General features: G+C 57.1%; 24 protein-coding genes. 17 read left to right on the forward strand and 7 right to left on the reverse strand.

The window, feature by feature from the left end; genetic code table 11:
• Positions 1-52: 52 nt before the first annotated feature.
• The 10 genes from AAFH99_RS03345 to AAFH99_RS03390 all read left to right on the forward strand — a co-directional run bounded on the left by AAFH99_RS03345 (position 53) and on the right by AAFH99_RS03390 (position 8905).
• Positions 53-2005: a S9 family peptidase gene (locus AAFH99_RS03345; RefSeq protein WP_043319975.1), complete on the forward strand. Its 1953-nt coding sequence runs from the start codon at positions 53-55 to the stop codon at positions 2003-2005.
• A gap of 186 nt (positions 2006-2191) precedes the next feature.
• Entirely contained in the window at positions 2192-2941 is a 750-nt protein-coding gene (ubiE, locus tag AAFH99_RS03350; protein ID WP_406828635.1) for a bifunctional demethylmenaquinone methyltransferase/2-methoxy-6-polyprenyl-1,4-benzoquinol methylase UbiE, read from the forward strand.
• Between the two features lie 174 nt (positions 2942-3115).
• Positions 3116-3763: an SCP2 domain-containing protein gene (locus tag AAFH99_RS03355; RefSeq protein ID WP_406828636.1), complete on the forward strand. Its 648-nt coding sequence runs from the start codon at positions 3116-3118 to the stop codon at positions 3761-3763.
• Position 3764: 1 nt separating this feature from the next.
• On the forward strand, positions 3765-5399 hold the full coding sequence (ubiB, locus tag AAFH99_RS03360) for a ubiquinone biosynthesis regulatory protein kinase UbiB (protein WP_406828637.1): 1635 nt from the start codon (positions 3765-3767) through the stop codon (positions 5397-5399).
• Positions 5400-5462: 63 nt separating this feature from the next.
• The gene (gene hisI / locus AAFH99_RS03365) at positions 5463-5861 is read left to right on the forward strand and encodes a phosphoribosyl-AMP cyclohydrolase (protein ID WP_043319978.1); all 399 of its coding nucleotides are present in this window, start codon (positions 5463-5465) and stop codon (positions 5859-5861) included.
• An 8-nt stretch (positions 5862-5869) separates the two neighbouring features.
• Complete coding sequence (locus AAFH99_RS03370; RefSeq protein ID WP_043319979.1) at positions 5870-6217, forward strand: phosphoribosyl-ATP diphosphatase; 348 nt, start codon at positions 5870-5872, stop codon at positions 6215-6217.
• Positions 6218-6294: 77 nt separating this feature from the next.
• Positions 6295-6543 (forward strand): twin-arginine translocase TatA/TatE family subunit, encoded by a 249-nt coding sequence (gene tatA / locus AAFH99_RS03375; RefSeq protein ID WP_043319981.1) that lies wholly within the window; start codon positions 6295-6297, stop codon positions 6541-6543.
• 51 nt (positions 6544-6594) lie between these two features.
• Positions 6595-7296, forward strand: a complete 702-nt coding sequence (gene tatB, locus AAFH99_RS03380) for a Sec-independent protein translocase protein TatB (RefSeq protein WP_043319982.1) — start codon at positions 6595-6597, stop codon at positions 7294-7296.
• Entirely contained in the window at positions 7293-8033 is a 741-nt protein-coding gene (tatC, locus tag AAFH99_RS03385; protein WP_043319983.1) for a twin-arginine translocase subunit TatC, read from the forward strand. Before tatB ends, tatC begins: the two co-directional genes overlap by 4 nt.
• A 38-nt stretch (positions 8034-8071) precedes the next feature.
• Entirely contained in the window at positions 8072-8905 is an 834-nt protein-coding gene (locus AAFH99_RS03390) for a triacylglycerol lipase (protein WP_051687273.1), read from the forward strand.
• Positions 8906-8982: 77 nt separating this feature from the next.
• On the opposite strand, the gene AAFH99_RS03395 is transcribed toward AAFH99_RS03390, so the two are convergent.
• Positions 8983-11334, reverse strand: coding sequence for an Ig-like domain-containing protein (locus tag AAFH99_RS03395; RefSeq protein ID WP_406828638.1), 2352 nt, complete (start codon positions 11332-11334; stop codon positions 8983-8985).
• A gap of 54 nt (positions 11335-11388) precedes the next feature.
• Complete coding sequence (locus AAFH99_RS03400) at positions 11389-11622, reverse strand: hypothetical protein (RefSeq protein WP_043319985.1); 234 nt, start codon at positions 11620-11622, stop codon at positions 11389-11391.
• Between AAFH99_RS03400 and AAFH99_RS03405 the strand changes: the two genes are divergently transcribed.
• Positions 11621-12829 carry an aminopeptidase gene (locus tag AAFH99_RS03405; RefSeq protein WP_406828639.1) on the forward strand — a complete coding sequence of 403 codons (1209 nt, stop codon included), beginning with the start codon at positions 11621-11623 and terminating at the stop codon, positions 12827-12829. The two genes, AAFH99_RS03400 and AAFH99_RS03405, sit on opposite strands and share 2 nt — an antisense overlap.
• Here AAFH99_RS03405 and dtd read toward each other — a convergent pair.
• A complete protein-coding gene (dtd, locus tag AAFH99_RS03410) occupies positions 12760-13206 on the reverse strand; it encodes a D-aminoacyl-tRNA deacylase (protein WP_406828640.1) in 447 nt (148 codons plus the stop codon). The genes AAFH99_RS03405 and dtd overlap by 70 nt on opposite strands.
• 96 nt (positions 13207-13302) lie before the next feature.
• Between dtd and AAFH99_RS03415 the strand changes: the two genes are divergently transcribed.
• From AAFH99_RS03415 to AAFH99_RS03430, 4 genes are all read left to right on the forward strand, one after another.
• Positions 13303-15441, forward strand: a complete 2139-nt coding sequence (locus AAFH99_RS03415; protein ID WP_406828641.1) for a prolyl oligopeptidase family protein — start codon at positions 13303-13305, stop codon at positions 15439-15441.
• 48 nt (positions 15442-15489) lie between these two features.
• Positions 15490-16500 (forward strand): NAD-dependent epimerase/dehydratase family protein, encoded by a 1011-nt coding sequence (locus AAFH99_RS03420; protein ID WP_406828642.1) that lies wholly within the window; start codon positions 15490-15492, stop codon positions 16498-16500.
• A 171-nt stretch (positions 16501-16671) separates the two neighbouring features.
• On the forward strand, positions 16672-17511 hold the full coding sequence (locus AAFH99_RS03425; RefSeq protein WP_156035334.1) for a mechanosensitive ion channel family protein: 840 nt from the start codon (positions 16672-16674) through the stop codon (positions 17509-17511).
• Positions 17512-17613: 102 nt separating this feature from the next.
• Positions 17614-19500, forward strand: a complete 1887-nt coding sequence (locus AAFH99_RS03430) for a DUF885 domain-containing protein (protein ID WP_406828643.1) — start codon at positions 17614-17616, stop codon at positions 19498-19500.
• 57 nt (positions 19501-19557) lie between these two features.
• Here the strand turns inward: AAFH99_RS03430 and AAFH99_RS03435 are convergent, their stop codons facing one another.
• Positions 19558-21237: an NAD-dependent malic enzyme gene (locus tag AAFH99_RS03435; RefSeq protein ID WP_406828644.1), complete on the reverse strand. Its 1680-nt coding sequence runs from the start codon at positions 21235-21237 to the stop codon at positions 19558-19560.
• Between the two features lie 236 nt (positions 21238-21473).
• On the opposite strand from AAFH99_RS03435, the gene AAFH99_RS03440 reads away from it, so the two are divergent.
• Positions 21474-21863 carry an acyl-CoA thioesterase gene (locus AAFH99_RS03440; RefSeq protein WP_406828645.1) on the forward strand — a complete coding sequence of 130 codons (390 nt, stop codon included), beginning with the start codon at positions 21474-21476 and terminating at the stop codon, positions 21861-21863.
• Positions 21864-21988: 125 nt separating this feature from the next.
• Here the strand turns inward: AAFH99_RS03440 and AAFH99_RS03445 are convergent, their stop codons facing one another.
• Positions 21989-23083: a diguanylate cyclase gene (locus tag AAFH99_RS03445; RefSeq protein ID WP_051687274.1), complete on the reverse strand. Its 1095-nt coding sequence runs from the start codon at positions 23081-23083 to the stop codon at positions 21989-21991.
• Positions 23084-23191: 108 nt separating this feature from the next.
• Between AAFH99_RS03445 and AAFH99_RS03450 the strand changes: the two genes are divergently transcribed.
• Complete coding sequence (locus AAFH99_RS03450; RefSeq protein ID WP_043319993.1) at positions 23192-23704, forward strand: macro domain-containing protein; 513 nt, start codon at positions 23192-23194, stop codon at positions 23702-23704.
• Between the two features lie 25 nt (positions 23705-23729).
• On the opposite strand, the gene AAFH99_RS03455 is transcribed toward AAFH99_RS03450, so the two are convergent.
• Together AAFH99_RS03455 and AAFH99_RS03460 are read right to left on the reverse strand one after the other, a co-directional pair.
• Positions 23730-24350 carry a CC0125/CC1285 family lipoprotein gene (locus AAFH99_RS03455; RefSeq protein ID WP_406828646.1) on the reverse strand — a complete coding sequence of 207 codons (621 nt, stop codon included), beginning with the start codon at positions 24348-24350 and terminating at the stop codon, positions 23730-23732.
• 40 nt (positions 24351-24390) lie between these two features.
• Complete coding sequence (locus tag AAFH99_RS03460) at positions 24391-25170, reverse strand: hypothetical protein (RefSeq protein WP_406828647.1); 780 nt, start codon at positions 25168-25170, stop codon at positions 24391-24393.
• Position 25171 lies beyond the last annotated feature (1 nt).

Raw genomic sequence — 25171 nt, forward strand, 5'->3', positions numbered from 1 at the left:
CTTTTTTTTCCAGGGAAATTAGGTAATAGCAGAAAAAATAGCGGAATCTGAAATGAAAATAATCAAAGGTCTGGCCGTGGTGCTGACGATGATCGTCGCAACACAGGTGATCGCCAAAGAAGCTAAGCCCTATCCTCTGGATTTTTGGGCACTTCGCGATGTGATCAGTAATGTCTCTATCTCTCCAGATGGCAAGCATCTGGCTTTGTTGAAAATCCCTACTAAAGATGGCGACCCAATAATCGAAGTCTACCCCGCCGGGGATCTCGAAGCAGAGCCCTACCGCATAAATTCCGACCCGATGGAAATCCAGCAGTTTTTCTGGTTGAGTAATGATGTGATCGGCATGCAATTACGCCAGAAAGTGCGCGACAAAATCGAGGGTTTCAACGAAGGTGTTTACGAATATCTACTTGCGTCAGTGGATATCAAACGCAAGAAACTGAAAAAGTATGATCAGGCCGGTGCCGAACTGGATCACCCCCTGCCCAACAATGATCGTCGGATTATTTTCTCATATCTACCTGGTGGTGAGAAAAGCCGAATTGCTGCTGCATTCCGTCCGCGTACTTATTACGAACTGGATCTAAAAAGCGGTGCCAAGAAGCTGCTGCTGCGCGGCAAACTGGCGATGGGGCAGGTCGAGTTCGACGAAACCGGTAACCCATGGCTGGCACGTGGATTCGATGTCGCCAAAGGTGAGTATGTCTGGTACGAACGCATCACCGATAAAAAGCGATGGACCGAATTCCACCGCATGAGCGAAGACAGTTTTGAAACATTTTCCGTAAAGGGCTTCGACACCCAAAATCCGAACATTTTCTTTGTTACTGCCAATAATGGTAATGACAAGGTCGGTCTATGGGAGTTTGACGTCAAAGCCAAAAAATTTGGCGAGTTAGTCTATCTCCGAACCGATGTAGATGTGAGCGGAGTGCGAAAGCATAGCAACAGCTGGAGATATCGCGATCAGATCGTAGGCGTTGTATACGCGGAAAAAAATGTCGAAGTAGAATATTTTGACGAAGTTGAAATGGCGACGCAGCGTCAGTTAGAGCAAGTGATTCCAAATGCGCACTATCTGCGAATCAATAGCCGCTCCCGCGACGGTGCAACCATGACCATCTACAATGTCGGTCCGCGGGATCCCGGCAGCTATTACCTGTTGCACAAGGGCAAGCTGACAAAAGTCGGTAGCCGCCAGCCCCTGCTGGAACCGGAAAAGCTCGCCGATGTACGCTACATCAAATATAAATCCCGCGACGGCCGCACTATTCCGGCCTATCTGACGGTACCCAATGGTGAGCCGCCCTTCCCGGCGATTGTCCTGCCGCACGGTGGTCCGTTTGTTTCAGAGCTGGTGATCTACGATGAGTGGGCACAGTTCCTGGCGAACAATGGTTACTTGGTACTGCAGCCGCAGTATCGTGGCTCCAAAGGCCTGGGCATTGAGCACTACACGTCCGCCTTTAAAGAAGGCGGTCAAGGTGGCTATAAGATGCAGGACGACAAGGACGACGGGATGCTCTACCTGGTGGAGCAGGGTTTGGCAGAAAAGGATCGGCTAGCCATGTTCGGCTGGTCATACGGTGGCTACGCCGCCCTTGTGGCTGCCGCCCGTGAAGACCAGATTTACCAATGCGTGATCGCTGGTGCAGCTGTGTCAGATAACCAGATGCAAGTGAATTACTATCGTGATCGTCTGCGTGGTGCCGGTAAAATCGAGCAGCTCGGTATGTGGGATGACAGTATCTCGCCGATTGAGCAGGCAGCCAAAGTCAATGTGCCTATCCTATTGATTCACGGAAGTGTAGATCAGCGTGTCCCTCCAGAGCACGCTGAGCGATACAGAAAGGCACTTGATGAAAACGGCAAGGTCTACAAATACGTAGAGCTGGATGGCGCTGATCACTTCAGCAACACCCTGTTTTATGATCACCAGAAGACTCTTTATGAGTCCATGATCTCGTATCTTGCTTCTGATTGTGGGCCTGACGGCCTCTAATTGAAGAGCCGCTCCTCGGTCTATCTCGGCAGCGTCACTCAAATCACTCGGACTTGAGTGGCGCTTGCTGCTTTCTCTCCCTCTGCATCTTCAATCCTCAAGCTCAGGCAACCCTTTGGCGTCACTCGTACCGTTTGCCGGTTCCCATGTACAATACGGTCCTGAATTAGGTACAGCAGGCTCACAATGACGGAACGCAAAACAACCCATTTCGGCTACCAGCAGGTGCCGGTGGAAGAGAAAGCCGGACGGGTGGCGGATGTTTTTCACTCGGTGGCGGCGCGCTACGATGTGATGAACGACCTGATGTCTGGGGGCATTCATCGCCTGTGGAAGCGTTTTACCATCGAGCTGTCCGCGGCGCGGCCCGGGCAGACGATTCTGGATATTGCCGGTGGTACCGGGGACCTGACGGCGCGCTTTTCCCGCATCGTGGGGCCGGCGGGCAAGGTGGTGTTGGCGGATATCAATGCGTCGATGCTGAAGGTGGGCCGTGATCGCCTGCTGGACCGGGGCATTGCGGGCAATGTGGAGACGGTGCAGGCGGATGCCCAGTACCTGCCTTTCCCGGACAATACCTTTGACTGCATTACCATTGCCTTCGGCCTGCGCAATGTGACGGATAAGGATCTGGCGCTGCGTTCGATGTTGCGGGTGCTGAAGCCCGGTGGCCGGCTGCTGGTGCTGGAGTTTTCCAAGCCGGAGTCGAAACTGCTGGAGAAGGTGTACGATCAGTATTCTTTCCGCCTGTTGCCGTTTATGGGCAAGCTGGTGGCGGACGATGCGGACAGTTACCGCTATCTCGCCGAGAGCATCCGTATGCACCCGGATCAGGAAACCCTGAAAGGCATGATGAGCGAGGCCGGTTTCGTGGACTGTGAGTTTCACAATATGACCGGTGGCATTGTGGCCCTGCACAAAGGCATCAAGCCCTAGTTCTTAAGTTGATCTCGTGGCGGTGTGGCTGCCGGTGGACATTCGCGGGACACGCCGTGAACCCATCCATGGGGGCTCGGCTGCGGCCATCCAGGCCGCAGACGGTCCCGCGAATGTCCACCGGCAGCCACATCTTCGCATCAGCGTAATTCGCACGGACAAGTCTTTAGAATAATGACCGACCCCACCTTCCGCGCCGGCTTCGACGCCACTCTGGAAACCGCCATCAATACCGCCCTGCGCTACGACCCGGGCAGCCGCGCGCGCCTTGCCAGGCTGGCGGGCAAGGTGCTGGCGGTAAATCTCACCGCGCCGACCCTGTCACTGTTTCTGGTCATCGACGACGAGGATGGTGAAGAGGGGGGCTATATCGAGGTCCACAGCCGCTGGAGTGGTGAGGTAACTACTGAGCTTTCCGGTTCCGCGCTGGCGTTTATCCAACTGTTGACAAACCGCGATGCCACCCCGGCCAAACTGGGGGTGACGGTGCGTGGTTCCAGTGCCCTGTTGGCGGAACTGCAGTCGATCCTGCGAGATCTGGATATCGACTGGGAGGAGCCGTTGGCGAAGCTGATCGGCGATTCACCGGCACACCAGCTGGGTACAGGCGTGAGGCTGGCGGCGAGCTGGTTGAAGGATGCACTGGGTGCCGCGCCGCGGGCGACGGCGGAGGCGGTGAGTGAAGAGTGGCGCATGACACCGCCGCAGGCGCAGTTCGAGGCGTTCGCGGAAGATGTGGCCGCGTTTGCCCAGGGTGTAGATCGGCTGGAGGCGCGCCTGGCCCTGCTTAAGAGCAAGCTGGACGCGCGGGGGAAAAACTGACGTGCCAATTGCAAGAAGCCTGACCATTGCGCGCGTGTTTCTGCGCTACCGCCTGAATGAACTGGTTCCTGCGGAACACCAGCCGCTGTGGCTGCGCACTTTGTGGGCCCCGGCAAAGCTGTTGCCGGCGGGCGCAGTAAAAGATATGGGGCGCGGCGAGCGCCTGCGCCGGGCTCTGGAAGATCTCGGACCTATTTTTGTGAAGTTCGGCCAGCTGCTGTCGACGCGCCCGGATCTGCTGCCGCCGGATATGGTGCAGGAGCTGAACGAGCTGCAGGACAATGTGCCGCCCTACCCGGCGGATCAGTGTATCGCGCGTATTGAAGCAGCACTGGGTGCTCCGGTGGATGAGCTGTTTGCGGAGTTCGAGCGGGAGCCGCTGGCGTCCGCTTCCGTGGCCCAGGTGCACGGTGCGCGCCTGAAGGGTGACAACGGCGAGCCCGGTGCATCCGTGGTGGTGAAGGTGCTGCGCCCGGGGATCGATAAGATCATCCAGCAGGACCTGGAGCTGCTGGGTTTTATTGCCCGTTGGATTCAGCGTTATCTTCCCGATGGCCGCCGTATGCGCCCGGTGGAGGTGGTGGAAGACTATCGCCACACCATCGAGGGTGAGCTGGATCTAGTGCGCGAGGCATCCAACGGCTCGGAATTGAAGCGCAACTTCGCAAATTCCCCACTCCTTTATATCCCCGAGGTCTTCTGGGATTACACCCGCGAGAATGTACTGGTGCTGGAGCGTATTGACGGTATCCCGGTCACCGACCTGGCGCAGTTGCGTGCGCAGAATACCGATATGGCGCTGTTGGCCGAGCGCGGGGTGGAGATCTTCTTCAAGCAGGTGTTTGAACACAACTTCTTCCACGCCGACATGCACCCGGGGAATATCTTTGTATCCCGCGAACACCCCGAGCGCCCCAAGTACATCGCGATTGATACCGCCATTGTCGGCAGCCTGACCCGTGAGGATCAGTATTATCTGGCGCGCAACTTGCTGGCGATGTTCCGGCGGGATTATCGCATGGTGGCGGAGCTGCACGTGCAGAGTGGCTGGGTGCGCAAGGACACGCCGATCAATGCCTTTGAGTCGTCCATTCGCGCGGTGTGCGAGCCGATTTTCGAGAAGCCCCTGGGGGAAATTTCCTTCGCGCGGGTGCTCATCAGCCTCTTCCAGACCGCCCGGCGATTCGATATGGAAGTGCAGCCTCAGCTGGTACTTTTACAGAAAACTTTACTCAATATAGAAGGATTAGGGCGACAGCTGTATCCTCAGCTGGATCTGTGGAAGACTGCCCATCCGTTTCTCGAGCGCTGGATGCGTGAGCGGGTTCACCCGAAAACGATCGTCGGCGAAATTCGGCGATACGGGCCAGAATGGCTGGAAAAATTTCCCCAGTTGCCACAAATGGCATTTGCCGCACTGGAGCAGGGGCAGGAGCTGGGGCCGCGGTTGCAGCAGCTCAGTGAACAATTGGCCGGCAGCCGGCAACGGGGCCGCACACGCTATGCGCGTATGATCGTCGGTGGTTTACTGGCGGCGGGGGCCGCACTGGTGGCCTCCCCAGGGTTGTTGGCACAAATACCCGCGGTCAGTTGGGTGATGGGCGCGGCCGCGTTGGCCCTACTGCTCTGGCCATAAGGTAACGGGGTCCTGAACCGGACCTGTGAGCCTACACTATCGAATGCACTAAGGACGCAAACAGTGAGCGATACCGATTTCACCCAGGCTGTCAGCTGGAACAGCGACGGCCTGGTTCCCGCCATCGCCCAGGACTTCAAGACAGGCCGGGTATTGATGATGGCGTGGATGAACGCCGAGTCCCTGCGCCTGACCGTCGAAGAGGGGCGTGCGGTCTACTGGTCGCGCTCCCGCGGCAAGCTCTGGCGCAAAGGAGAGTCCTCCGGGCATGTGCAGCAGGTGCGGGAAATCCGGCTCGACTGCGATGGTGACACCATCGTGCTGATGGTGGAACAGCTGGGCGGCATTGCCTGTCATACCGGGCGCACCAGCTGTTTTTATCAGGTGTTGGAAGATGGCCAGTGGCAGGTCCGCCAGCCGGTAATTACCGACCCCAAAGAGATCTATTCAGGGGAGAAATAGACCGCGTCATGAGTAATATGCTGACACAACTGGACCGGGTATTGCGGATGCGTATGCAACAGGGGGATGCGGAGTCGTCTTACGTTGCCAGCCTGCACCGCAAAGGCCTGAACAAGATTCTGGAAAAAGTGGGTGAGGAAGCGACCGAGTTGGTGCTCGCCGCCAAGGATGCCGAAGGCAAGCCTGCGGAGAGCGACGAGCACCAGGCAATGATCTCGGAAACCGCAGATCTTTGGTTTCACTCACTGGTGATGCTGAATCACCTGGGTGCGGATTCCCGCGCAGTATTGGATGAACTGGGGCGCCGATTCGGGCTCTCCGGGCTGGATGAAAAAGCGTCGCGAAGTCAGGACTGAGCTCGGGGCGGCGGCAGCGGCGGGCGCGATGCAGGTGTCAGGCCGCGCATTAACGTATTTAATCAGGAGCAATTCTCATGGGTATTAGCTGGCAACAATTACTGATCCTGCTGGTCATCGTCCTGCTGATCTTCGGCACTAAACGTCTGCGCAATCTGGGCGGCGACCTTGGGGGGGCCATCAAGGGCTTCAAGAAAGCCATGAAAGAAGAAGATAAAAAGGACGAGGATCAGGAAGACAAAGAACCAGAGCTGCTGGAAAAAGACGAAACCAGCAAGCCACAGCAGAAAACGTCCAGCGAAGAAAAGCAGTCCCAGGACAAATAAACCCCGGCAAGCCCAACGGATTTAACCGGTGGTTAACTGAGCGAGTTGCCCGTGTTTGATATCGGATTTTTTGAACTGCTGTTGATCGGTGTCGTTGGCCTTGTGGTCATCGGCCCCGAGCGCCTGCCTGACGCTGTGCGTACCACGGTGCGCTGGTGGACGCAGATTAAGCAGACCCTCGGTAGTGCCAAGGAAGAGCTTGAGCGGGAAGTGGGCGCCGATGATATTCGTCGTGAGCTGCACAACGAGCGCGTACTCAAGGAGCTACGTGAAAGCCAGCAGGCCATGGAGCGCACCTTCAGCGAGGCTGAACGCAGATTCGAGCAGGACCTGAAAGCGGTCGAAGCGCAGGCACAGGCATTGAAAGATAGCGGCGACTCCACCGACCCGGCACCTTCAGAGCCAGACCCCGAGGCGGATCAGCGCCGTCGCGCTGCGGACTACCTGCCGGAAGAGGATCGCAACGCACCCGCCGATGAAAAGCCTGAAGAAGACTACCTGCCGGAAGAAGAGGAAGATGACGAGGATCTGGAGGACCCGGAATATCCGGAGCACCTGCACGATCACGGTGACCCTGAGCACAACCCCCATCATCCGGACCATTTCAAGCATGAAGAGGATGAGGCCTGGGCCGAGGTCGACCGTCTGGACCCGGAAACTCCTCAGCAAGAACGCCCGGAAACTGATGACGCCGAACCTGTCAGGTCATCCGAAAGTGACCGTTCCACCGATCCGGAAGACAAACGTCAATGAGTGAAAAAGACCAGCCGTTTATCGAGCACCTGATCGAGATGCGGGATCGCCTGCTGAAAACCCTGCTGGTAGTGGTGGCGATTTTTGCCTGTATGGTGCCCTTCGCCAACGACATCTACAACTTTGTTGCAGAACCACTGCAGGCGCGGTTGACCGAAGGTGCCGGCATGATTGCCACCGAGGTTACCTCCCCCTTTCTGACACCATTCAAAACCTCATTTGTACTGGCATTTTTTGTCGCCATTCCATTTGTGTTGTACCAGTTCTGGGCATTCATTGCCCCAGGTCTGTACAAGCATGAGAAGCGCCTTATCGCACCGCTGATGATTTCCAGTATTTTCCTGTTTTATGCGGGAATGGCGTTTGCGTACTTTGTGGTGTTCCCGCTCATCTTCGAATTTTTTATCAGTTCGGCGCATGCAGATATCAAGGTTCTGCCGGATATTCGCAGCTATCTGGATCTCGCGCTGAAACTGTTTTTTGCCTTCGGTTTTGCCTTCGAAATCCCCATTGCCACCCTGCTGCTTATCTGGAGCGGTGCGGTAACCGCGAAAGACCTGGCCAAGAAGCGCCCTTACGTGATCGTTGCCTGTTTCGCCATGGGAATGCTGCTCACCCCGCCGGATGTCATTTCCCAGACTCTGTTGGCCGTACCCATGTGGATTCTGTTCGAGGTGGGTATTTTCTTCGGGCGATGGGTGAAACGGGGCAAAGCGGAAGAGATGGAAGCCCAGTAGCAATCCGAACCCCCCCGCACCGACGTAAGCAATAGGGCATGGTTGTCCAGTTTATTGGCAGGCGCGAGGGACATTACTCCGTGATCAGGCAGTGCGGTTCGACCCAACATACGAGGTTTTCTTTTTCCCTTCTGGCTCTGGTTGTACTGGCACTACTTGTCAGCGCCCATAGCGCCTACGCCAACAGTCACGACCGGCCCGAAAAGCCCTGTGTCGTATTGATTCACGGAATCACCAAGGACTCGCGCTCCATGGAGGCGATCGCCGCGGCTCTGCGTGAGGCCGGCTTTCACGCGGTCAACCTCGACTACCCCTCCAGAGAATTCCCGATCGAAACCCTTGCTGATATGACCATTCCACTCGGCATCAATGCCTGTAAGGAAGCGGGTGCCGCACCACTTCATTTTGTCACCCACTCAATGGGCGGGCTGTTGTTGCGGCAATATTACGAGCATCGTGATGCCAACGAAATCGCTCGGGCGGTCATGCTTGGCCCGCCAAATCAGGGAAGCCGTCTGGGAAACTTTCTTTCCTGTATTCCGGTCATCAAGGATGTAAATGGACCTGCGGGAAAACAGATGGGTATCGATGAACGGAGTCTGCCCAGTCGATTGGGCCCGGTAAAGTTTCCACTGGGCGTCATTGCCGGCACCCGTTCATTCAATCCATTCTTTTCAGCGATTATCAGTGGTGATGACGATGGGATCGTGGGACTGCCGAGCACCTATGTAGAGGGTACCTGTGCGCGCGTGACGTATCCGTTGACGCACAATGGGTTAACCGGTAGTGCGCAGGCCATTGTTCAAGTGGTTACGTTTTTGAAGTCTGGGAAATTTAGTGGCCCAGAAGTGCAGAATTACGCGTGTGATTAAAATATCGATTAGAGGGTGGACTGTGTACGACAACAAAAAAGCGCCCTGCAGGGCGCTTCAAAATACAATCTCGTGTCTTAGGGGGTGGGAGTGAAACGATCGATGTAACTAGAAATAAACACCTCTTCTCCCTCACCCGTGCCGTATTGCTTGGAGTAATCTATCTCCTGGTAGATACGCACAAAATAGTCACCACCCACCTGCGCCAGCGGCTCAATTTCGCGGTATCGATATTCTACGCAATCCGGGTCATCCTCAGCACAATTGGACGGATAGGGATCGGAATTGTCGCTGCGGTGATGGAAGTAGCGCATGTCAAGATATCCCGTATCTTCCGTCCACTGATAACCTGAAATAGCGCTTCGGTAAGTACCATTGGAGCGATACAGCTGCGAGCCGGTGCCGTCTGCAAAAAACTCAAAACCAAAACCGCTTGCGCTGTACTTGGATGCTTCGTCAAGCACCGCGAACTGCTGATCTTTAATAACCAGTGACCCCGGAACCGGTAGTCTCAACCCTTGTGTGACGGGTACAAGGTAGTCGCCGCCCACAGAGGCGATAGAACCATCGGCACGCCTGACGACTCCCAAAGTCCTGAGCCCGTGCCCTTGCGTTCCTAGTGCAACATATTCCACTGTGATACCACGGTTCATGGCAAGCACAAGCCGCCCATTTTCGTCGAGCGACATGACCCCGCTATCGGTATAGTCATTTTTGAAATCAAACCGCTGGGTGATGGTACCGTTTGCGTTCGGTGATACGAGCACCGCCTGCCAATGATAAGGGCCCTGATAAATGGTCTCGTCTTTGTCGAGGTATGTACCGATAGCAAAAGTGTTTTGCGTGGCAGCGGAAAAATCGCCAAACTTGACGTTGTTTAGCTGGAGAAAGTTGGGGGCTGCGGCAAAAATGGCTTTGGTTTCGTCACAGCGGTATTGAGTCGTTTGTTGATAGGTTGAAAATACACTGGTATCCAACACCTTGCTCAATACAGTTTTGATCGGTGTGGCGGTGTAGCTGATCACTTCCGGCGTAGTACACTCTTCTCGGCCATCATAAAAATAAACAGCATCCAGCACTCCGTCCACATCAATTGAGATCGTATTGCCTGCAACATGCATTTGAACCCGATTGTCCTGCTGGCTCTTTGTCGAGTTGGTCGCGTAATATCCGAATTCCGACTCCGCGGCCGGCAACTGAACACTGATTCCCGTCGCACGAGTAGCGCTAAGGTCGCCAAGATCGATAAACAGGAGCTCCTGCTCCGGTGCTGTTTCAAGCGCCTTGATTTGCTTAGAGTTACTGAGAATCTGGTTACGATAGGTCGTGTATTTTTCGGGGTTGCTCGCTTCCAACTGCTCAGCGAGGGTCACGGCTTTTGGATGATCTATCAAAAAATCGTAAGTGTTGAGCTGAGTGAATTCACTCCATTGGTCCCCTGCTAATAGGGATTTGAGGGCAATGGCACTTTCCATCACCAATTTTTGCGGCAAAGTTTGTGCGGAGTTTGTCAGGACATCGAGTGAATGAATTTCGCCTCCCGCCACCATTTCCATATAAGCGCTGGCGCTGGTCCCTGCGGCAGAGAGGTACAGAGTTGGCAGAGTATCCTCAGTGACGATGCCATCATTTGCCTGGGACTTTAGGAAGCCTAAAGTACCTAAATATGACTTCAGTCTTATCCCTTTATTGATGTCGGTATTTTGGTGTTCTGACTGGACGGCGACTAACGCACTGTCATCTTCCACAGGGAGCTCCAGCTGGAACCGGCGGCCATCGAGATTTGCCTGGTATTCCCTGGTGCCCACGGTAACTGTGACGGTACCAATACCGCTAACTGACTCTCCGATAGTCCCGGAGAGGGTCAACAGCGAGTCAATGTTGATAATAACCGTAGCCTGCGATTCATCGGCGCCATCGCTTATGGTGTAGGAAAACCTGTCCGTACCGTGGACGCCATTTTTGAGGGTGTAGCGAATCTTATCGCCTTCAATAGCGGGGTCTGTTCCAAATTCCGATGACTCGACCGCAGTCAGGCTCAACGCGTCACCGTCGGCGTCGGAGTCATTGGCCAGCACATCAATCACGATTGACGTTTCCCGGGCGGAGACGGAGACACTGTCATTGTTTGCTATCGGAGCGGTATTGGTTGGTGATGCTGGACCGGATGGTGCATCGCTCCCGCCACCGCCACCGCCGCCGCCACAGGCTGCAATGGCAAGACAAAAAGGCAGATAAAAAAGTGGTTTGAGTGTGCTAACAAGCATGCCCGAATCAGGCCTGTACATCGGATTTCCCCCTAAAGATGTGGATTGTTCAATTATTAGTCGGTTAGCCACATCCTTGGCGCAAAAATCAACACCGAAAAATACCCCAAAGAATTGCCGAAATACAGATTTTCCTGTGGTTGCAGCCGGACCGCTGGTCAAAAAATGCTGCCGGCGAATGGCCGGCCTCGCTCACCGTGTTGCAGGTAATCAGGGTTAGTCGGGGAGAGCGACTATGCTGGAAAGCAGTAAGATCGCCACAGACAACAGAGCCAGTTGTCTCCTATGCTCAGAGTTTGCGAGTAGCAGAAGCAGGGGAAGAGGTGGGAAAATCAGCGCAGCGATACCCATTACTGTAGAAATACCAAAAGAAAGCCGTATCAGATAAATCCACAGCACGGCACTGAGTACCAGTAAAAACACCAGCGAAACAGCGGCAACGGGCGGCATGGACGACTCCCTGATTCAACGTTTTCTCTCCAGAGTTAAATTAGCCGCTCAACCGCGGCTCTTCATCTTTGCCTGTGAAAAGGGGCGCCCACTGCTGCGCCTTTTGGTACTGGTGGGCGCAATTTTGGCCGGCGGCTGTGAGACCGTGTATTTCTATTCTCAGGCTGCCACTGGCCAGCTGAAGATTTTGGCGGGTCGCGAGTCAATTGACTGCCTGGTGCAGGAGGAGCAGACGGACCCAAAGCTGCGGCGGCAGTTGGAGTGGGTGCAGTCGATCCGCGCTTATGCAGCCGGCGAGCTGCACCTGCCTGTGGGTACGGCCTACAGCGACTTTACCCAGCTGGAAGACGAATACGTACTGTATAACGTCGTGGCTGCGCCGGAGTTCTCCCTGTCTCCCAAACGCTGGTGCTACCCCATTGCCGGCTGCGCCAGTTACCGCGGCTACTTCGACAAACGCGATGCCCAGACCCAGGCGGGACAGCTGAGGGCCCAGGGCTACGACGTGTATCTGGGGCCGGTGCCGGCCTACAGTACCCTCGGCTGGTTTGACGATCCGGTGCTCTCGAGTTTTGTTGACTGGAAGCCGGATCGATTGGCCAGTTTGCTATTCCATGAATTGGCGCACCGCCGGGTTTATATTGCTGGAGATACTCAGTTTAACGAGAGTTTTGCCACGGCTGTGTCGCGTATCGCCCTGCCGGCGTGGCGCAAGCGCAATGGTATTCCCGCTCCCAGGGTGGCGAACGTGGAGCAGGCTCGGCGGGTGAACGGTTTGATGGTAAGTGCGCGCAGGCAACTGCAGGATATTTACCGTTCGGATTTGACCGATGACGAGAAGCGCGAGCGCAAGGCCAATACCCTGCAGCGGCTGCGCCACTGCTATCGCAAAGAGTCTGAAGGCTGGACCCAGGACGAAAAATTCGCCCAGATGATCGAGAAAACGAACAATGCCACCCTCGCTCTGGTTAGCGAATATCAGTCACAGGTGCCGGCTTTCGTGCAGTTGTACAAAGATAGCGGCGGCGACTGGGAAGCATTTTATCGAGCGGTAGAGCAACTGGGCGCCGAGTCCAAAGAGCAGCGTAAGACGCAGCTCGCGGCGCTCAGCAAGCGCGCTCGGGCGTCAATGGAGGGTCAGACCTCCAGTAAAAAGGTGACTGGCCCATCGTTGCACAGTGATACCTGCATGTCCGCAGCGAACTGACCACCGGCGACAGGGCAGCCGTCGGCAATTTTGCTCTGCGCCTCCGCGAGGAAGTATTCATACAGATCATTGGCCTGCTCTGGACTGGCTCCGCGGCTGAAACTTGGGCGCAACCCTTTGGCGGTGTCCGCCACCAGGGTGAACTGACTGACGACGAGCAGTCCGCCAGCGGCCTGTTGCACATTCAGGTTCATCTTGCCCTGGTCGTCGCTGAAAATCCGGTAATGCAAAACCTTGTGCAGCAGCTTGTCTGCGGTGGCTTCCGTATCGGTGGCCTCGACACCGAGCAGCAGCAGGATTCCGTGATCAATGGCGCCGACGGATTCACTGCCGACTTCCACTTTCGCGTGTTTTACCCGCTGAATCAGGCCTTTCATCGATAACCTCTTCTAAAATTCTGTTGCCCGCTGGATGCTTGGCGGCGAATTTTCTAGATTAGCCTACTGATCGCCAATAAAAAACCGGAAGTCTCCATGAACAAGACCGCTTTGACCCTCATCGCCGGGGCGGCTATTCCCGTGATCGCCGCGGTAACCGCCATCGCTGCAAACAGTGATAAATCCGCGCTCAAGTACCCCGAAACCGCAACCGTCGCGCAGAAAGATGATTACTTTGGCACCAGTGTCAGCGATCCCTACCGCTGGCTCGAAGACCAGGAATCCAAGCCGGTCAAAGACTGGGTGACCGCCCAGAACGACTTCTCGCTGCCCAAACTCAAGGCACTGCCTGGTTGGGACAAGATCAACAAGCGTCTTACCGAGCTGTGGCAGTACGAGCGGTACGGAGTGCCTTACAAGAAAGCCGGACAGGTTTTTTACGAGTACAACGATGGTACCTGGGACCAGAGCGTTTTTTACAGCACCCGCGATATCCACAAGGATGGCGGCGTGGTACTGGATCCCCGCGCACTCAGTGAGGATGGCACTATTGCGGCCAAACGTTATTCGGTCAGCCCTAATGGCCGCTACCTCGCCTATGGTACCTCCGACGGCGGTACTGACTGGACCGATTACCATGTGCGCGACCTGAAAACACGCCGCCTGATTCCGGATCGCCTGACCGGGATCAAATTCAGCGGCGCCAGCTGGGCCAAGGACGAATCTGGTTTTTACTACAGCCGCTACCCGTTTAACCAGGACGGCAGTGCCGACGACAGCAAGCAGGTCTCCGTCTACTTCCATAAAATCGGCGAGCCCCAGAGCAAGGATCAGCTGATTTACCAGATTACCGATCATCCCACCCGCAACCCGGGCGCAGAAGTCAGTGACGACGGAAAATACCTGATCCTCGGTATTTTCGATGGCTATGACAGCAACGGGGTTTACTACAAGGATCTGACGGATCCCAAGGCCGAAGTCGTCAAACTACTGGACGGCTGGGACGCTCTCTACACCTTCCTCGGCAACGACGGCAAAACGTTCTTTTTCGAAACCAATGCCGACGCAACCAATGGCCGCATTGTTGCCATCGATCTGGACAAGCCGGAAAAAGCCCACTGGAAAACCCTGGTGCCAGAGCAGAAAAACGCCCTGCAGGGTGCCAGCCTGATCGGTGGTCGCTTTGTGCTGCACTACCTGGAGGATGCGAAATCCAAGGTGCTGGTGACCGATCTGAATGGCAAACAGCAGTACGAACTGCAATTGCCCGGTATGGGCACCGTGGAAGGTTTCTACGGTGATCCGGACGACTCGGAAACCTACTATGCGTTTAGCAATTTCCTGACCCCGCCCAGCATTTACAAGCTGGATGTGGCCAGTGGCAAAAGCAAAAAGGTCAAAGCGCCGGAGTATCCCACGGACTTTTCCGATTACACCGTCAGTCAGCATTTCTTCACCAGTAAAGATGGCACCCGGGTTCCCCTCTTTCTGGTCGGAAAAAAAGGCCTGAAAAAAGATGGCCAAAACCCTACCCTGCTGTACGGCTACGGCGGATTCAATGCGGCGCAGCTACCGCAGTTTTATACGCGCTTCGCTGGCTGGCTGGATATGGGCGGCACCTTCGCCATGGTGAGCCTGCGCGGTGGTAGTGAATACGGTGGCGACTGGCACAAGGCCGGTACCAAACTGCAGAAACAGAATGTGTTCGACGATTTCATTGGCGCAGCGGAATGGCTGATCGAAGAAAAGATCACCTCACCGGATAAGCTCGGCATTATGGGGCGCTCCAATGGTGGCCTGCTGGTGGGCGCTACCGAAGTGCAGCGGCTGGAACTGTTCAAGGTAGCCCTGCCCATCGTCGGCGTGCTGGATATGCTGCGTTATCACACGGCCTCGGCCAATGCGCGCCAGTGGTCGAGCGACTATGGCCTGTCGGAAAACAAGGACGAGTTCAAGGCGCTCTACGCCTATTCCCCGGTGCACAATACCAAAAAGGGCACCTGCTATCCGGCCACTTTGATTACTACCGCGGACCGCGATGACCGTGTGGTGCCCTGGCACAGCTACAAGTTCGCCGCGGCACTGCAGCGGGACCAGGGTTGTGACAACCCGATCTATCTAGCAGTGGAAACCCGCGCGGGCCACGGTGCCGGCAAGCCGGTGTGGATGCAGGTGGAAGACTTTACCAACCAGTATGCGTTTCTTGCCCATGAATTGGGGCTGGAGATCAAGTAGTCTCTGTTATCCAGGGGCGCATTCCGCGCCCCGGAATCGGAAGACACGATGCGCGCATTTGTAACCGGTGGCACCGGCTTTCTCGGCGCCAACCTGATCGAACAGCTGATTGGCGATGGCTGGCAAGTCACCGCCATGCACCGTCCCGACTCCAGTACCCGGCGTCTGCGGATGCTGGGGGCCACTCCGGTGCAGGCCTCTCTCGACAGTCTGGAGTCCCTGCAAAATGCCTTGCCGGCGGAGCTGGATGCGGTGTTTCATCTCGCCGGTAATACCAGTATGTGGCGTGGTGGCGATGCGCAACAGTGGCAGGATAACGTGGTGGGGTCTGCCAACCTCGCGCAGGCGGTGCGGCAGCATTTTGCCCGCCAGTGCAAGCCGGGGCGCATGATCGTCACCAGTTCCATCTCGGCCTACGGCCACCAGCAAGGTGTCATCAGCGAGGCCAGTCCGCAACTGGCCACCAATCCCCGTTACCACTACCACTATTCAAAACTGCACGCGGAGCTTGCGGTGCGTGACGAGATTGCGCGCGGTCTCGACGCGGTGCTTCTCAACCCCTGTGCCATTGTGGGCAAGTACGATGTGTCCAGCTGGGCGCAGACATTTTTCCTGCTGGCGGAGAACAGGTTGCCGGGGGTGCCGCCTGGAGCCGGTTCGTTCTGCCACGCGGGTGCCGTGGCGCGGGCGCATATTGAGGCTTTCCACCGCGGTCGCAGCGGTGAAAACTATATTCTCGCCGGTATCGATGCGAGCTTTCTCGAGTTCTTCCGCACCATTGCCGAGTTGGTGGGAGTGCCGGCCCCACGGCGCAACACCCCCGCGCTGCTCATTCATGGTATCGCTGCAGTGTCCGATGCGGTATCCCGTATCAGTGGCCGCGAACCTGCGGTAACGCCACAGAAGGCGAGTATGTTGACCAGTCGCGCGCTGGCTGACTCCACCCGCGCGGAGCGTGAACTGGGCTATCGCAATGCGATGCCGCTTGCGGATATGCTGCGCGAATCCCGGGACTGGCTGGTAGCCGAAGGCCTGCTGACTCTGCCCGCTTCAGGTTGACAATTATTTTCAGATACCGGTTATGAATCGCCAAAATCTTATTTTTATTCTGGTACTTACCCTGCTCGTACTGCAGCTGGTACAGCACTATTTCTTCTCAGGGGCCCCATAGCCCTCGGGGCCTTCCCTGCCTTATGCTTCGCACTGAACTTTGAATCGGGAGATTACGCTGTGGACGGACTGAAAGCGCAAATGGAAGAGCTGTGGCCGGTACTTATCGACGTGGGCCTGAATATTCTATGGGCCCTGTTGGCCCTGCTGGTAACCTGGATTGCGGCAAAAATCGTCTCCCGCGCAGTGAACCGTCTTACCGAACGCGGCATCGATGAGACTCTGGTACCGGTACTGGAAACCCTCGCGGTGTGGGGCACCTATGTGGTGGGTGGCCTGGTGGTACTGGATATTTTCGGTGCCAATACCACCTCGCTGGTCGCTCTGCTGGGTGCCGCCGGTCTCGCGGTGGGTCTCGCATTGAAAGACACCCTGCAAAGCATTGCAGCCGGATTTGTGCTTTTGGGGCTGCGCCCGTTTCGCGTAGGTGAAACCATTCAGTTTGGCAGCACCATCGGCACCGTACGCAAGATCGGACTGTTCACCACCGAAATGGACACGCCCGACGGGCTGCGTATATCCGCTCCCAATGACAAGGTGTGGGGCGAGACCCTGACTAATTTCACCCGCAACTCCAGTCGGCGGATCGAAATCATCGCCAGTATCGCCTATGGCGATGACATCGAAACCGGTATGCGCGTGCTGCGCAATCTGGTGGCGCAGGAGCCGCGGATTCTCACTGACCCGGAGCCCGCTTACGCGGTGCGTGCACTTGCGGACAGTTCGGTAAACCTGCACCTGCGGGCCTGGGCCAAGACCGACGATTATTGGGATGTGTACTGGGAGTTGATGAAGAAGCTCAAGCCGGCGCTGGAAGCCGAGGGGCTCACCATTCCCTTCCCTCAGCGGGAACTGCACATCGTTAACAGTGAAGAAAAGAAAGTAGCGAAAATCGGCTGATATTTTTCATCGAATCGATACTGTTACATTCCATATCCTACCCCTGATATTGAGTGTGGATCGGTTTCCTATTTATAAAACGCTTTTACAAGAGGCTAAATTATGCGCAAAGCGCTCCTGAGTCTGGTGATCGCAGCGGCTGTGGCTGGCTGTCAGCAGAGTGACGACCCCAATAAGCAATCTGAGCAGCCCGTGGCGGCCAAGTCCGGTGAACAGGCAAACCAGCTCCCGGAGACCGCGGAGTCGCAACAGGATGAAACCAAACGTCTTACCGAATGGTTCGATGCAAAGTTCGAAGAAAAACTGCAGTTCAGCCCGATTCAGCTCAGCTACCTGGGCCGCAAGGAGCAGTACGACAAGATCGACGATATGACCAAGGCCGCGGACGAACGCGAGCTGGCGTGGAAGAAAGCGACCGTCGAGGAAATGAAAAAGCAGTTTGATTACGACAAGCTCTCCGCCGAGGGTAAAGAGTCCTACGATCTGTGGATTCAGCAATACGAGCAGGAAAAGGCAAACCAGCCTTTCGCGGACCACAGCTACTTCGCCAGCGAGCTGGGTGGGCCGGAAGCCCAGTTGCCGACCTTTATGATCAACCAGCAAAAAGTGGAAACCGAGCAGGATATGCGCGATTACATCGCCCGTATTGGCGGTATCAGCACCGCCCTCGGCCAGCTGCTGGAGCGTGCCCAGGGCTCCGCGAAAAAGGGTATCCGCCCGCCGCAATTTGCCTATGACCTGGCGATTGAGCGCGCCCAGAAAGTCACCACAGGTCAACCGTTCAGCGATGGCGAAGACGCACCGCTGATGGGCGACGCGAAGAAAAAGATCGCGGCGTTGAAAGAGGCCGGCACCATCGACGATGCCACTGCGAAGGAATTACAGGAACAGGTCGCGGAAGCCCTGACCAGTAAAATGAAACCTTCCTACGATGCCTATATCGCGTGGCTGAAAGAAGACCGGGTAAACGCCGACGAGGAGCCGCGTGGCGTTTCCAACCTGCCGGACGGAGACAGCTACTACGCCAACCGCCTGGCCCATTACACCACCCTGCCGATGACCGCCGATGAGGTGCACCAGCTCGGCCTGGATGAGGTGGCACGTATCCGCAAGGAAATGGAAGCGATCAAGGACCAGGTGGAGTTTGACGGCGACCTGCAGGAATTCTTTACCTACATCCGCACCGACGACAAATTCTATTACCCCAACACCGATGAGGGTCGCAAGGAATATCTCGAAGAGGTCGAAGGCTACCTCGCCGACATCGAAGCCAAGCTGCCGGAATACTTCGGCATCCTGCCCAAGGCGGATCTGGTGGTGAAACGCGTTGAGCCCTTCCGTGAAGTACCCGGTGGTGCGCAGCACTATTCATCAGCTACTCCGGATGGATCCCGCCCCGGTACTTACTATGTGCATATGTCTGACATGAGTGCGCTGTCCAAGGCGGATATGGAGACGGTGACCTATCACGAGGGGAACCCGGGTCACCATATGCAGATTTCCATCGCCCAGGAGCTGGAAAATATTCCGCAATTCCGTACCCAGGCACACTTCACGCCGTATATCGAAGGCTGGGCGCTCTACTCGGAAAAACTTTCCAAGGAAATGGGACAGTTTAAAGACCCCTATCGCGACTTCGGCCGCCTGACCGCAGAAATGTGGCGTGCGATTCGCCTGGTAGTGGATACCGGCATGCACGCCAAAGGCTGGAGCCAGGAGCAGGCGGTGGAGTACTTCCTGGAGAATTCTGCGATTCCGGAGGGCGCGGTACGCTCCGAGGTGCGTCGTTACCTGACTTATCCCGGACAGGCGACTTCCTACAAAATCGGCATGCTGAAAATTGAAGAGCTGCGCGCCAACGCAGAAAAAGAATTGGGCGATCAATTCGATATTCGCGCCTTCCACGACACGGTTCTTGGTGGCGGCGCGCTGCCATTGCCGCTGCTGGAGAAGCGGGTGAATGCCTGGGTAGAAAGCGTAAAAAACTGATCTCCCCAATCTCGTGAAAATAGCGGGCCTGGCGCCCGCTATTTTTTTACGAGTGTCTCAAAAAGCCACGCGACGGTAGCGCCGATAATTGGGCGACCAGAAATTCTTTTCGATATTCTTTTCCAGTTTTTCCCGGGTGATACCCGGAGCCACGCCGTCTTCCTGTGCCTGCAGCCCCACCGCCATGGCGATGGCCTTGCCCACATCGCGGATATCTGATAGCGACGGCAGCAGCGCGCCACTGCCCTTCTGCACCACCGGCGCATTTTCTGCCAGCGCGTTGGATGCCGCCATCAGCATATTTTCGGTTACCCGGCTGGCGTTGGCCGCGATGACCCCGAGGCCGATACCGGGGAAGATATACACGTTGTTGCACTGGGCAATCGGATACTTCTTGCCGTTGAGTTCAACCGGCTCGAACGGGCTGCCAGTGGCCACCATGGCTTCGCCCTGGGTCCACGCCATCACTTCCTGGGGCGTCGCTTCTGCACGGGAAGTGGGGTTGGACAGGGGCATGACCAGCGGGCGCTTGCAGCCCTTGTGCAGCGCTTCGATTACCGGTTGGGTAAACAGACCGCCCTGGCCGGATACGCCGATCAGTATCGTGGGCTTCACCTGTTCGATCAGGGTTTGCAGATCCCACTCCGGCGCCTGCGGATATTTGTCGGTGCTCTGAGCGAGCTTTTCCTGGAAGTCGTGCAGGCCTTTCATGTCACTGGTGACCAGGCCGTAGCGGTCGAACATGAAGATACGCTCGCGGGCCTTGGCGTCGCTCAGGCCGTCATTCACCATCGCCGCGACCACCTGCTCGGCGATGCCACAACCGGCGGAGCCGGCGCCCACCACCAGCACTTTCTGTTTGCAGAGCTTCTCGTCTTTCGCCTTGCAGGCCGCCAGCATGGTGCCCAGTGCCACAGAAGCAGTGCCCTGGATGTCGTCATTGAAGCAACACACCTTGTCGCGGTAGCGATTCAGGATGGGCATGGCATTGGTCTGGGCGAAATCCTCAAACTGAATCAATACCTTGGGCCAGCGGCGTTTTACCGCGGCGATAAACTCTTCGATAAACTCGTCGTACTCCTCCTGGGAGATACGCTCGTTGCGCCAGCCCATGTACATGGGGTCATTCAGCAGGGTGCGGTTGTTGGTGCCCACATCCAGCGTCACCGGCAGCGTGTAGGCCGGGCTGATGCCGCCACAGGCGGTGTACAGGGACAGTTTGCCGATGGGAATTCCCATACCGCCGATGCCCTGATCGCCGAGACCGAGGATCCGTTCGCCGTCGGTGACCACAATGACTTTTACATTCTGTTTGGTCGCGCTGCGCAGAATGTCGTCCATATGCTTGCGGTCCGGATAGGACACAAACAGGCCGCGGTGGTTGCGGTAGATATTCGAAAATTCCTCACAGGCGGCGCCTACGGTGGGCGTGTAGATGATTGGCAGCATCTCTTCAATGTGCTGCTCGATCAGGCGAAAGAACAGCGTCTCGTTGTCGTCCTGAATCGCACGCAGGTAAATATGGCGTTCCAGATCCGTATTGCACTGTTGATATTGGTGATAGGCGCGGCGCACCTGCTCGTTGATGGATTCCACATTGGTGGGCAATAACCCGATCAGATTGAACTCGATGCGCTCCTGCAGAGTGAAGGCGCTGCCCTTGTTGAGCAGGGGAATCTCCAGCAGGGAGGGGCCGGCGTGCGGAATATACAGGGGGCGTTTATCTTTTTGACTCATAAATCGATTCTGGTCGTTTAGATGCTGCAGACTGGGCGTGGACCGAAAACACAGCGTAGCGGATTCGGGCGCAGATTTTACGCAGACTTGATCAGATATGCCGCAGCCGATTGCAAATGCAAACAATTGTCCGGAGTATCGGCGATTTACGGCCGATGATGTCTGGATGATGGGGCCGCCAGCTGATTAAATCTGCGCTGCCGCATTTAATCCGTTTAGGCGAGAGAAAAAAATCGATGTTCACTTACCAGATAGAGCCGCGCTTCAGCGAGACCGACGCCCTCGGGCATATCAACAATACCGTGGTACCCGTGTGGTTCGAGCAGGGGCGCACGCCGATTTTTCAGCTATTCAATCCGGATCTGAACCTGAACCAGTGGAACCTCATCCTCAAAAAAATGGATGTGGATTTTGTCGCGCAGATTTATCTCTACTCACCGGTAGAGATTCGTACCAGCCTGAGTGCGGTGGGCAATACCTCGATGACCATCCATCAGGAGGTATGGCAAAAAGGCAAGCTTGTTGCAAAGGGGGATTGTGTGATGGTGCACTTCGACTATGCCCAGCAGGGTAAAGCGCCGATTCCCCAGGAGGTCAGGGAAAAGCTGCTGCAGCACGTCGCGTGATTCGGCAGTGGTGCCGCATAGCGGCAACCACAGATATAGTCGCGAGTTAATTTCACAGCGCGCGGAAGCGGAGCCGGTAATCAGCGGGCGTCTGTTGGCGGATGTCTGGTGTCTGTGGGTTCCGGTCAGTCGGTGCTGATGACCTGATTGCGCCCAGCAGTTTTGGCTCGATACATCCGCGAGTCCGCCTCTGCCAGCAGTTGACTCTGGCTTTGCGGGAGGCTGGAGTTGGCGCCACCTTCGGCAACCCCAAAGCTGATGGATATGTGTACATCTTCCTCGTAGCGCGCGCTCAGTGCTTCCACCTTGTGGCGCAGTTTCTCTGCCAGAATGCCGCCACCCTGGACATCGGTATTGGGCAGCAGAATCAGAAACTCCTCCCCTCCCCAGCGCGCGACTATGTCATCGGCGCGGGTGTTGTTGCGCAGCACATCCGCCACATCCTGCAGAACCTGATCGCCAAAACCGTGGCCGTAGGTATCGTTGATCGCCTTGAAGCTGTCGAGATCACCGATGAGTACGGTGTAGCGCCCTGCCAGCTCGCGGTTGCGGCGTTCCAGTTCGTCGATGGCGCGGTAAGCCTCGCGGCGGTTTGCCAGCCCGGTCAGCGCATCGGTACTGGCATGGCTCTCAAGCTCCGCGGTGAGCTTGTGCAGCATCTGCTGGGTCTGGTGGCGGCTGCTGTCGAGAATCGCGGTGAGTGCCGTCAGGGCACCGAATACGGCGATGAAGCGCGCGCGGTGGGCGGTGTCGTAGCTCGCCAGCAGGCCGGGGAAATCCGGGTAAAACAGAATCAATGCGGTGGCGCCGCCGATACCGGCGAGGGTAACCGTGCCCCATTTGTAGCCGTACAGATTGATAAACCCGGGCACCAGCATCACTGCCCACATCAGGCCGGTGTTGTTCACTCCACCGGACAGCAGCAGGTAGAAATACAGCACTAAAAGTAAAGCCCCCACCAACAATGGGGTTTTACTGCTGGGGCCGGCGACATTGACGCCCACATAGGACAGCAGGATCACGCCGGCCACGGCGAACAGGCTGGCGGACAGAAACAGGTCGGCGCCCATTAGTGCGATCACGCCCATGGCGCCGGTGATGGCGAGGGCGAAAATCAGCATGTAGCCGGAAGCCTGGATGCGCCGCCGCAGTTCCAGGGCGCGTGCTTGAGTGACCGGGTCGGAGCATCCGGTCGAGGATCTTCGTGTGGTAGTTTCCATGGAGTTGTCGTTTTTCTAGATGGCCTGGTCCTTCAGCCCTTAGTCCCGCCGGCAGCGGGGGTCGAGCGGGCTATAGTAATGGCGAAAGCCTTAGGCGCGGAGAGGCCCATGGGACAGCTGCAACTAATTTGTGATGACGTTCTCACTCTGGAGGCGGATGCACTGGTGTGTCCGGCGCACAAGCATCTGATTCGCGGGCGAGGGCTGTCGGAGCAGATCTTCGAACGGGCCGGTGAGGCGCTGGTGAGTGAGTGCTCGCAGCTGCCGGAGTGCCCGGTGGGAGAGGCGCGGATCACCACCGCCCCCGATCTATTCGTGAACCACTTGATTCACACGGTCACACCCCAGTGGAGCAGCGGTGACCAGTGGGGAGCCGAGGCACTGGTGCAACTGCGCCGGTGTTACGAGAGTGTGCTGGGACTCGCCCGTGAACAAGGACTGCAGCGCCTGTTGTTTCCGGCCCTGGGGGCGGGCACCAATCGCTTCCCCCATGAAATCGCTGCTCACCAGGGGCTGGATGTGCTGAACAAGGCGCGGGGGGATTTCGAGATGCTGACCGTGTGCCTGCACAGCCAAAGCGCGCTCGCTACCTGGCAGCAGGTGCGGGAGCGCTTTAGCTAACCGCACGGCGAAGTCAGGCTGGTATTCAGTCGCGGCCCAGATTATCGCGGACTTCCAGCGCGTCGTAACTCTCGATAGCTTCCTCGCTCCCGCTGGTGCCCGCCGGTCGCACCCCGCGACCCATGCGAATTTCCAGGCTGGCCTCGGTGCTGGTGCGGTGGCTGGGCTGCGCATGGCTTCCACTGTGCAGGCTGGCGGCGTAGCTTGTGGAGGCCGGGCGTGTGCGGCTGGTGCACGTGAGCAACCCACATTCGCGGGTAGTCACGTAGTCGGGGCCACTGCGGTAGTTGGTACTGGCACTAATTCCGCCGTGGGCATTGGGATCCATATCGCCCCGGTCCACCTGGGTATCCTCGCGCACCACCACAAACCAGTCGTAACCCTCGAGCAGTGTCAGTTCGGCGGCGCGCAGCATGGCGTAGTCCCGGGCATCGCCGCGCTTGTTGCCACGGCCCTTGTAACTCACCCGGTAACGGTCTTCGGCGATCTTGCGCTCCTGGTAGCCGTAGCCCGCGCCCTTGGCCGCCCGGTAGTCCGGAGACTCACCGGGAGACGCGCAGCCGGTGCTCAGTGACAGTGCGACCAGGATGGCGGCAACGGTGGCGACGGTTTTACTAGTGACGAATGTTTTACTGATACTGGTCATGGTTGTTTTCCCTTTCCTTGCCGAAGCGTGAGCGTGTCATTTACCGGGTTGACGGCTCGGCTCCGGTTTTATTCCAGCCTTTTCCAATTATTTTTTGTTCCTGTGCCGGGGCCAGGGTTTCTGCGGCCATCGCATCCAGTGCGCTGTCCAGCAGCGAGCCGCCGGTGGCGGTCTGGTAACTGCCGGGGGCCTGCACCGCATCCAGCTGTACCGAGGCCGCCAGCTGCCACTGGCCGCCGTCGTTGCGACAGGCAATATTCTCCGAGCCTCCGTTTGCTTCGCGCAGCTGGAACTGGCGGCAGTAGTCCCCCTGCTGATTGCGGAAGGTCAGGCGCGGGGTGATGGCGCGGCCGTCCGGCAGTGTCAGGCTGGCGCCGCTGGGAGCCTGTTCCAGGCCGGCGGCGACGGACTGCCACTGCCCTTCGTTGTTGTCGGTAGTCGGCAGCAACCAGCCGGCACCGAGGCCGATGGCCAGGGCAATGGCGGCGGCCATGCCGGCGTGGCGTTGCAGTTGCTGGTGCACCTGCCGCTGGGCCCGCCGCCACAGGGGAAAGGCGATGACCTGCGCGCTGCCGGCTCGCTCTTTTTCCAGCAGGCTGGTGATCCCATCGGGCATGGGTCGCTGGTCGATGGCGGAGTAGGTCTGGCGCACGGTCTGGTCTACTGCCGCCAGTTGCGCCAGGCGATCCGCGAGGGATTCGTGCTCGAGCAAAAGCGCGCGGATCTCGTCCATCTGCGGTTCCGGCAGCTCTCCATCGAGAAAGGCACTCAGCTGTTCATCGGTGACCGCCGGTGGTTGTGTCTGTCTGTGCTCGTTCATC

Origin of the sequence: Microbulbifer sp. ARAS458-1 (assembly GCF_045348205.1) — a bacterium.
Lineage (GTDB): Bacteria > Pseudomonadota > Gammaproteobacteria > Pseudomonadales > Cellvibrionaceae > Microbulbifer.